At 66.9% G+C, this 7,796-nt stretch carries 6 protein-coding genes; 1 reads left to right on the top strand and 5 read right to left on the bottom strand.

Annotated features, from left to right (window positions below):
* Positions 1-130 precede the first annotated feature (130 nt).
* Entirely contained in the window at positions 131-1,963 is a 1,833-nt protein-coding gene (locus I6U14_RS12245) for a cyclic nucleotide-binding domain-containing protein (protein WP_296899698.1), read from the top strand.
* A 209-nt stretch (positions 1,964-2,172) separates the two neighbouring features.
* On the opposite strand, the gene phbB is transcribed toward I6U14_RS12245, so the two are convergent.
* From phbB to I6U14_RS12220, 5 genes are all read right to left on the bottom strand, one after another.
* Positions 2,173-2,919 carry an acetoacetyl-CoA reductase gene (gene phbB, locus I6U14_RS12240; RefSeq protein WP_296899696.1) on the bottom strand — a complete coding sequence of 249 codons (747 nt, stop codon included), beginning with the start codon at positions 2,917-2,919 and terminating at the stop codon, positions 2,173-2,175.
* 222 nt (positions 2,920-3,141) lie between these two features.
* Entirely contained in the window at positions 3,142-3,513 is a 372-nt protein-coding gene (locus I6U14_RS12235) for a phasin family protein (RefSeq protein ID WP_296899694.1), read from the bottom strand.
* A gap of 266 nt (positions 3,514-3,779) precedes the next feature.
* Positions 3,780-4,556, bottom strand: coding sequence for a membrane integrity-associated transporter subunit PqiC (locus I6U14_RS12230; RefSeq protein WP_296899692.1), 777 nt, complete (start codon positions 4,554-4,556; stop codon positions 3,780-3,782).
* On the bottom strand, positions 4,556-6,274 hold the full coding sequence (locus tag I6U14_RS12225) for an MlaD family protein (protein WP_296899690.1): 1,719 nt from the start codon (positions 6,272-6,274) through the stop codon (positions 4,556-4,558). The genes I6U14_RS12230 and I6U14_RS12225 overlap by 1 nt, the downstream gene beginning before the upstream one ends.
* Positions 6,231-7,517, bottom strand: a complete 1,287-nt coding sequence (locus tag I6U14_RS12220) for a paraquat-inducible protein A (protein ID WP_296899688.1) — start codon at positions 7,515-7,517, stop codon at positions 6,231-6,233. Before I6U14_RS12220 ends, I6U14_RS12225 begins: the two co-directional genes overlap by 44 nt.
* Between the last annotated feature and the right edge of the window lie 279 nt (positions 7,518-7,796).

Here is a 7,796-nt window from a genome sequence, read left to right as displayed (position 1 = left end):
ATGGCGGGGCGTCCTGCCCCGCACGGGAAGCGCCAATAAATCGGCGCTTCCCTAGCGCGGCCGCGCCGAAAGGCGCCTATTCCCGCTGCCCTCGCGTCCCACTGCCCAAGCCGCAGCCGCCGCCGATCCCATGCCCTTCGACTCGGTCACGCTCTCCGCTCTGGTTTTCGGGCTGATCAGCGCGGCCACCCTGCCCGCGGGCGCAGCGGTGGGTATCGCCTGGCGGCCGCCGGATCGGATCATGGCCTTCCTGCTGGCCTTCGGCGGCGGAGCGCTGCTCGCAGCGCTGACCATCGACCTCATCGCGCCCGGCGTCGACCGCGGCCACTTCCGCGACCTCGCCCTGGGCGCCGTCGTCGGCGGGCTCGCATTCAAGCTGCTGGACTGGGCAGTGAATCGCCAGGGCGGCTATCTGCGCAAGCCATCCACAGCGCTCAACTTCTGGCGTAACCAGTCGCGGCGACGGCTGCGCCGGGTGCTGGCCGGCATCCGCCGGGTGCCCGCGCTCCGGGATCTGTCACCGGAGACCCTGGATCGGCTGCTTGGCGTTGTGCAGCTCCAGGAGCTGCCGGCACACACCTGCCTTTATCGCGCCGAGGATCCGCCGAGCTACATCTACGTGGTGCTGGACGGCGCCGTGGAGCTGAGCGACCCTGCCGCCGGCGGACAGGTGTTCGAGCACCTGCAGCGGCATGACGCCTTCGGGCGCATGAGCTTCATCTCCGGCCTGCCCCGGGCCACCGAGGCGCACACCGCCGCCGACAGCAAGCTGCTGCTGATTCCGCGCACAGCCTTCATGGAGCTGGTGTCCGATTCGCCGGAGCTTCGTGCCGTGCTGCGCGGGCTGCTGCAGGATGCAGAGCTGACCCAGTACCTGCACGAGCGCTACGGCCTGACGGACGACGCCATCAACACCTGGCGCGAGGAAGCTCTGCAGGAGCTCGACACCGAGGGCGATTACGACCCGCCCATCGAGCCGGCGCAGATCGCCGAGGAGCCGGTGGAGCTCATGCGCGACGAGCCCAGGCTCGGCTTCTTTCCAGGGCTCTCGCAAGTCACGCTGGCGCGTATCGCAGCTCGCCTGGTGCACAAGCGCGCCCCGGACGGCTACAACTTCTTCCACCAAGGCCAGCCCGCCGACCGCCTCTACCTGTTGCGCCGGGGCACCGTATACCTGTTCGACCAAAACCAGCGCAACCGCCGCCCGCAAGTGGTGGAGGCTGGCGAGGGCTTCGGCGGTTTCGCCTTCTTCACCGAAGGGCCACATGCGGTAACGGCCGTGGCCCACGACGAGGTGGAGGTTTCGGAGCTCAGGCGACGGGACTTCGAGCAACTGGTGGCGGGTATCCCGGAGCTGCGCGCGCGCCTGGCGGACTATCTCAAGCGCAATCCGGTGCGCGCCTACCTCACCGAGCAGCAGCACCTGGGCGCCCGCCGCGCTGCCGCTTGGATGGAGCGCGCGGCCAAACGTGTCGCCGGCGGCCACGTGGTACCGTCGCTGTCGGAGATGACGCAGCAGGTGGCGCGACATAAGAGTGCCGCGGTGGCCATGTTCCTGGGCATGACCCTGGACGGCATCCCGGAATCCTTTGTCATCGGTGCCAATGTCGTCATCACTGGCGGCATCAGCCTGTCGCTGCTGGGCGGGCTCTTCCTGGCCAACCTGCCGGAGGCGCTGTCCAGCGCCGCCGGCATGCGCGAGCAGGGCATCAGGGTGCCGCGCATCCTGGTCATGTGGACCAGCCTGATGTTGCTGACCGGCATAGGCTCGGCGCTCGGCGCCTTGCTGCTGGCAGATGCGTCCGCAGAGCTGTTCGCATTCATCGAGGGCGTTGCCGCCGGCGCCATGCTGACCATGGTGGCGGAGACGATGCTGCCGGAGGCGTTCCACAAGGGCGGCGGCGTTGTGGGGCTCTCAACGCTGGCCGGATTCCTGTTGGCGATTTACTCCAATACTATTTGAAGAAGGGCTGAGGGCTGAGGGTTGGGTGTGCCCTACCAAGCCAGGGTGGTAAAAAAAAGCCCGGCGAGGACGCCGGGCAGAGGAACGTCTCATCAGAGAGAGACGAGGAGGACTCGGTAGGGTATGCCGCCGCCCGCGGATTGGGGCGGCGGCGGGCAGCGGCGATGGGGACAGGTCCGGCTCGGGCCGAGCCTCGGCCTTTGCAGACCTCAGTGCATGAAGAGGCCGCCGTTTACCGGCAGGTTGGCGCCGGTGACATAGCCGTTCTCGTCGGCGACGAGGAAGGCGACTGCGCTGGCGATCTCTTCGGGCTTACCCATGCGGCGCATGGGCACACCGGCGACGATGGCGTCGCGCACGTCGTCGCGCATGGCGAGCGTCATGGGCGTTTCGACATAGCCGGGCGAGACGGTGTTGACCGTGATCCCCTTGGCCGCGCCTTCCTGCGCCAGGCTCATGGTGAAACCGTGCATACCGGCCTTGGCGGTGGCGTAGTTGGTTTGCCCGAACTGGCCGCGCTGACCGTTGACGGAGGAGATGTTCACCACTCTGCCGAAGCCGGCGCCGAGCATGTCCTCCCAGACGTTGCGGGTGACGTTATAGACGCTGTTCAAATTGACGTCGATGACTGCCCGCCAGGCGTCTTCTTCCATTTTCTTGAACGTCTTGTCCCGGGTGATGCCGGCGCAGTTCACAAGCACGGCCACCGGGCCGTGGCGCTCCTTGATCTCGGCGACCATGCGCTGGCTGTCCTCGAAAGAAGACACGTCGCCAGCCAAGGTGTCGATGTCGAAGCCCAGACCGGCCTGGTCGTTCTTCCAGGCCTCGGCGGCTTCCTGCTCGGAGGGATGATGGTTGGCGACGACGCGGAATCCCTCCTGCGCCAGGCGTTGGCAGATGGCAGTACCGATACCGCCGATGCCGCCCGTCACCAGTGCGACGCGCGCTGCTGTCATGGCTGCTCCTCGCTGCTGTTCATCTGTCTGCTCCTGAGGCGTCCGCGCCGCGGGAATGGGGAGCGCCCCGACGTTGGAGCCATCAGGCTCCGCGGGAGCGGGCAAGCCCGCGGCGGACGCGGCGAGCATCCCTGCCGCACCCGCCGCGCCGGCACCCGTCTGCGGTGCAGTGCTCCGGCCTGTATCCAGGTCGGGCGCCGCGCCGGCGCGCGGGCTGATCCTTCAAGCAGTGACGGCGTTGCGAACGGCGGTGTTGCCTTCCTTGAGGTCGGCCATGGCGTCGTCGAGCCAGCCGCGGTAATCGTCGCGAATCTCGCCGGCCAGCGCCATGTTGGTCTTGGACTCGGCCATCAGCTTCTCGGTCATCTCGCGGGCCATGTCCGCCTGACCCTTATAGAGCTCGCTGTAGCCCTTGGCCTCGGTGGCCAGCTTCATCATGCGAACGCCTTGCTCCATGAACAGGTTCATGACGTCCATCTGGCGGGCAGCCATCTTCTCGGCCACCTTGAGGTTCAGCTCGCCAAGAGAATTGATACGCTCGACGTTCTGGTTCGTGAGGTCGTTGTAGGTCTTGACGACGTCTTGGGTGCTCATCGTGTTGCTCCGGATAACTCGCTTGGGTGGATGCCTGGGACGGCGCTCTGACGGTTGGCACACCGTCAGCGCCCCCGAGGCCAGCATTGCTGCGCTGCAGCAATTGTTGCACTGCACAATAGTCGCCCGGAAGAAACTTGTCAAGGTCGTGACCCGGTCCAATTGCTGCGGCGCACAAAAGCGCTCCAGCACGAGGGTGCCGGCGGCGCGCCACTCATGGGGTTTTGTTAGGGCGCCCGAGATAGGCAGCTGTCCGCAGGGGTTGTTCACCGCGCGGGCAGCGGCTGCGGCGGCTCCGGCGGCTCGGGCACTTTCTGCGGCGGCGCCGGCGGCTGCGGTTTTGGCAGAGCGCCCAGTACCGCTGCAACCTCGCGGCTGAAGTCCCCGAGGCAGGCGCTGAGCGCGGCCACCACCGCCGCATAGTGCACATTGGCAGCCGTCGCATCGCCGGCAGCGGCCAAGCCGCGTACGGGGCAGCGATAGGCGCTCTCACGGGCGGCATAGGTGCGTCGCAGCCGCTCATCGGTCACTGACCATCGCGCGCGCAGCACCGCACTGCCGTCGGCGGTCCCCTCGAAGGCGAGCACCTCCACCGGAACCCGGTAATCGAGTGCCATACGTGACTCGGACGGGAACAGCACGACCTGGGTGGTGCCGAGCAAATAAGAGAGGTTCTCGCCCCAGACGCGCAGAAAATCGTCCTGCACGCTCCCGCCCCAACGGTGGAACTCGTTGACGATCAGCCGATTGTCTCCGTCACGGGTGACGATCTGCGGCCGGTCCAGGAATTGCGGGAAGGACACCGGCCCAAGCCCGACGGCAATACTGCCGGCCGCGAGATCACCGCCGCGGTTCGCGGTCTGCGGCAGCGGTGTCAGCGTGTAGAAGGACGACGGCGGCGTGCTGGCGCAGCCCGCGAGCACTACGATTGCCGCAAGCGTCAGGGGCCACCAGGCGCGTGAACTGCGGTTGCCTGCGGCCCGGCCGGCGGGGACAGCCTCATTATGCCGGCGCACACGCCGACCCCATCGCAGCACCAGCATCAGCGTCCGCCTCCTTTGCCCTGGATCAGGGCCTCTGGGTGTCGTTCGAGGTAATCCGACAAGACACGCAGCGATCGGGCCGCTGCGCTCACCTCGCGCATTGTACGCACCGCCTCTACCGAGAGCGGCGCATCCGGGCCGATGAGGTCGTTCGCGTTGACGAGCGTGCGGTTGGCCTCGTCCAAGGTGCCTTTCAGACTGGCCAGCAAGGCGTCCAGCTCCGGTGCCAGCTCGCTGTTGAGCTGGGAGGTGAAACCGCGCACGTCGGCGAGTATGGCGCTCAGCTCGCGGATGGCGCCGCGCAACTCGGCGGAGCCCAACAGCTCGCGCACACCGGCTGCGCTGGCGCGTAGATCGTTGCCGATGACCTCGATGGGCAGGGCGTTCACCTTGTCCAGAATGGCCGCCACCTTGGCGGTGACGGCCTCCAGCGGCGTGGGCAGAGTGGGCACCACCCGGTAGCCGTTGCGCTCGGAGAGCTTGGCCGGTGGTGCGTCCGGGTAGAAGTCCAGGTCGATGTATAGGGCGCCGGTGAGTAGGTTGCCCGTCTTGAGCTGGGCACGCAGACCGTTGTCGATGAGCTTGCGCACCACGTCCGGATCCGCCTTGAGGATGTCCTCGCGCGGTTCCGCGAAACCGATGCGCTCCGGCTCCACCTCGACCAGCACCGGGATAAAAAAGTCCAGCTTTCGGTCGTCGAACTTGAGGGCGACGTCCACCACACGGCCAATCTGAATGCCGCGCAGGGAGACGGGCGCACCGACGTGGAGACCACGCACGGAGCCGTTGAAGACCATGAGATACCGCTCCTTGTGCAGGTACACCGGCTCGTTCGCAGCGCTGCGGCTCGGGTAGAGCGGAAAGAACTGGTCCGCCGGCGCCGGAGCGCCCGTCGCCGCCAGATCGTCCGGTGTGTCGAAGGCAACGCCGCCCACCAGCACCGACACCAGGGATTGAGTGTCGAGCGTCACACCATCGGCGCCAAGCTCGAGATCGATACCGCTCGCGTTCCAGAAGCGGGTATTGGTGTGCACCAGCTGGTCTTGCGGGCTGTTGATGAAGACGTCGATCGTCACGGCCCCGCCGTCGTCATCCAAGGTGAAGCTCACCACCTGGCCGACCTGGATCTGGCGGTAGTAGACGGGAGCGCCGGGATTCAGAGAGCCCAAGGTGTCCGAGCGCAGTCGGAAACGCCGTCCGGGCACATCGGTGGTGATCACGGGCGGATTGGTGAGCCCCTCGAAGTGCCGCCGCTGCTTGCTGCTGCCGCCGGGGTCCACGGCGACGAAAGCCCCAGAGAGCAGCGTCTCCAGGCCGCTCACCTGACTCGCAGTGATGCGCGGGCGCGCGACCCAGAAGCGGGTATCCTCGGCCAGGAACTGCTCACTGCCGTGGCGCAGCTCTGCGGTGACCGTCACATGATCCAGGTCAGTACTCACGTCGATGTGGGTGACAGTGCCGATGTCCACGTCCTTGTATTTGACCTTGGTCTTGCCGGCCTGCAGGCCGGCTGCGCTCTGGAAGTCGATAGTGATGGTCGGCCCGCGCTCGGCCAGCGTCTTTACCACCAGCCAGCCACCCACTGCGAGCGCGATGATGGGCAGCAGCCAAACCAGCGACGGTCGCTCGCGCCGCACCACCTGAGCGGTCGGCAGCGCCTGCGCGGTGTCCGTGTCAGGCCGCGGCGGCGGCTCGGCTGGGCGCTCCGGCTCGCTCATGCTCCTCCTCCAGTGCGTCCCAGATAAGTCTGGGGTCGAACGACATGGCCGCGAGCATGGTGAGGATCACCACGGCGCAGAAGAAGACGGCGCCCGCCCTGGCCTCGATGCTGGCGAGATTGCCGAGCCGTACCAGGGCCACCAGGATGGTCACCACATAGACGTCCACCATGGACCAGCGGCCAATGGCCTCCGTGATGCGGTAGAGCCGTGTGCGCTCGCGCGGGCGCCACTGCGAGCGCAGCTGGACAGAAACCAGCAGGAACACCAGGATCAGCAGCTTGAGCAGCGGCACGAAGATGCTCGCCGTGAAGACGATGATCGCGAGCGGCCACATGCCATGATGCAGGAGAAACAGCACGCCGCTCAGAATCGTATCCGCCTGGGTCTGGCCCAGGGAGGTCACCGACATGACCGGGTATAGATTCGCCGGCAGGTACAGTAAGGACGCCGCAATCACCAGCGCCCAAGTCCGTTGCAGGCTCCTGGGCTTGCGCCGGTGCAGCACGTCGGTGCAGCGTGGGCAGCGCGGGCGCCCGCGCTGATCCACATCCGCCGCACGCACCGGCACCAAGAGCTCGCAGACATCGCAGCCGACGACGGGATCTGCGCGATCCGGTGGGCGCCGCACCTCGGGCCTGAGCGGCACCCGTTCCCAAACGGCATCCGGGTCCAGCGCAGCCTGCGCCGCCGCCAGCACGAAAATCAGTACTACGAACGCGAACAGCGACAGTCCAGGCACGATGTGGGCCATGTCCGTTAGCTTCACGACGGACACCAGGATGCCGATCATGAAGACATCCATCATGCCCCAGGGCACCAGGCTCTTGAACCAGCGGAACAGCGTCGGGAACCCAGGCGGCAGCCGCCCGCCCAGCTTCAATGGCAACAGCACCATCAGCAGCAGCACGAGCTGCAGCCCCGGCGCCAGGACGCTGGTGAAGAAGACCACCGCCGCGACCTCGCCCTTCCCCTGGGCTGCGAGGTCGTGCACGCCGGTCATCAGCGTCGTTTCCGTGACCTGCCCTTGCATCTCGAACGACAGGAACGGGAAGGCATTGGCGATAGCGAAAAGCACGAGCCCCGTCACCGTCAGCGCCAGGGTGCGGTCCACGCTGTTGGGACGATCGCGGTGCAGCACATGACCGCAGCGCCGACAATGGGCGCTTCCCCCCGCAGGCAGCGGCGGACTCTGCTGCAGCAGATCGCACTCGGGGCAAAGGGTCAGGGCGCCGGCGGACATGTGCGCGGAGTATACCCTCCGCGTTCGTCCTACGCGTCCGACGCGCTGCCGGAGGCTTGGGCGCACCGGCGTTCAACAACGAAATGCAGCGCCGGATGCGCGCCGAGCTTGGCCGCCGGCGGGTGGGGCTCAATGAGGTGCGAAGCGGCGCTTACTTCGGACGACGACGTGTCTATAATGCGAATCGTTCGTATTCCTTATGTGCTTCGCGACCTTGTTCCGAATCACCTGCACACCCCCGTACCACCCCCACGACCCCGCCCCCCACCACGCCCCCCC

This window comes from Thiohalocapsa sp. (assembly GCF_019695415.1).
Taxonomy (GTDB): Bacteria; Pseudomonadota; Gammaproteobacteria; order Chromatiales; family Chromatiaceae; genus Thiohalocapsa.
Note: the sequence above shows the minus strand (reverse complement) of the source record. Positions and strands in the feature narration are given on the sequence as shown.

Coding starts and splice junctions, on each gene's coding strand:
- I6U14_RS12245 (WP_296899698.1), top strand. CDS start 131: ATGCCCTTCGACTCGGTCACGCTCTCCGCTCTGGTTTTCGGGCTGATC.
- phbB (WP_296899696.1), bottom strand. CDS start 2,919: ATGACAGCAGCGCGCGTCGCACTGGTGACGGGCGGCATCGGCGGTATC.
- I6U14_RS12235 (WP_296899694.1), bottom strand. CDS start 3,513: ATGAGCACCCAAGACGTCGTCAAGACCTACAACGACCTCACGAACCAG.
- I6U14_RS12230 (WP_296899692.1), bottom strand. CDS start 4,556: ATGCTGGTGCTGCGATGGGGTCGGCGTGTGCGCCGGCATAATGAGGCT.
- I6U14_RS12225 (WP_296899690.1), bottom strand. CDS start 6,274: ATGAGCGAGCCGGAGCGCCCAGCCGAGCCGCCGCCGCGGCCTGACACG.
- I6U14_RS12220 (WP_296899688.1), bottom strand. CDS start 7,517: ATGTCCGCCGGCGCCCTGACCCTTTGCCCCGAGTGCGATCTGCTGCAG.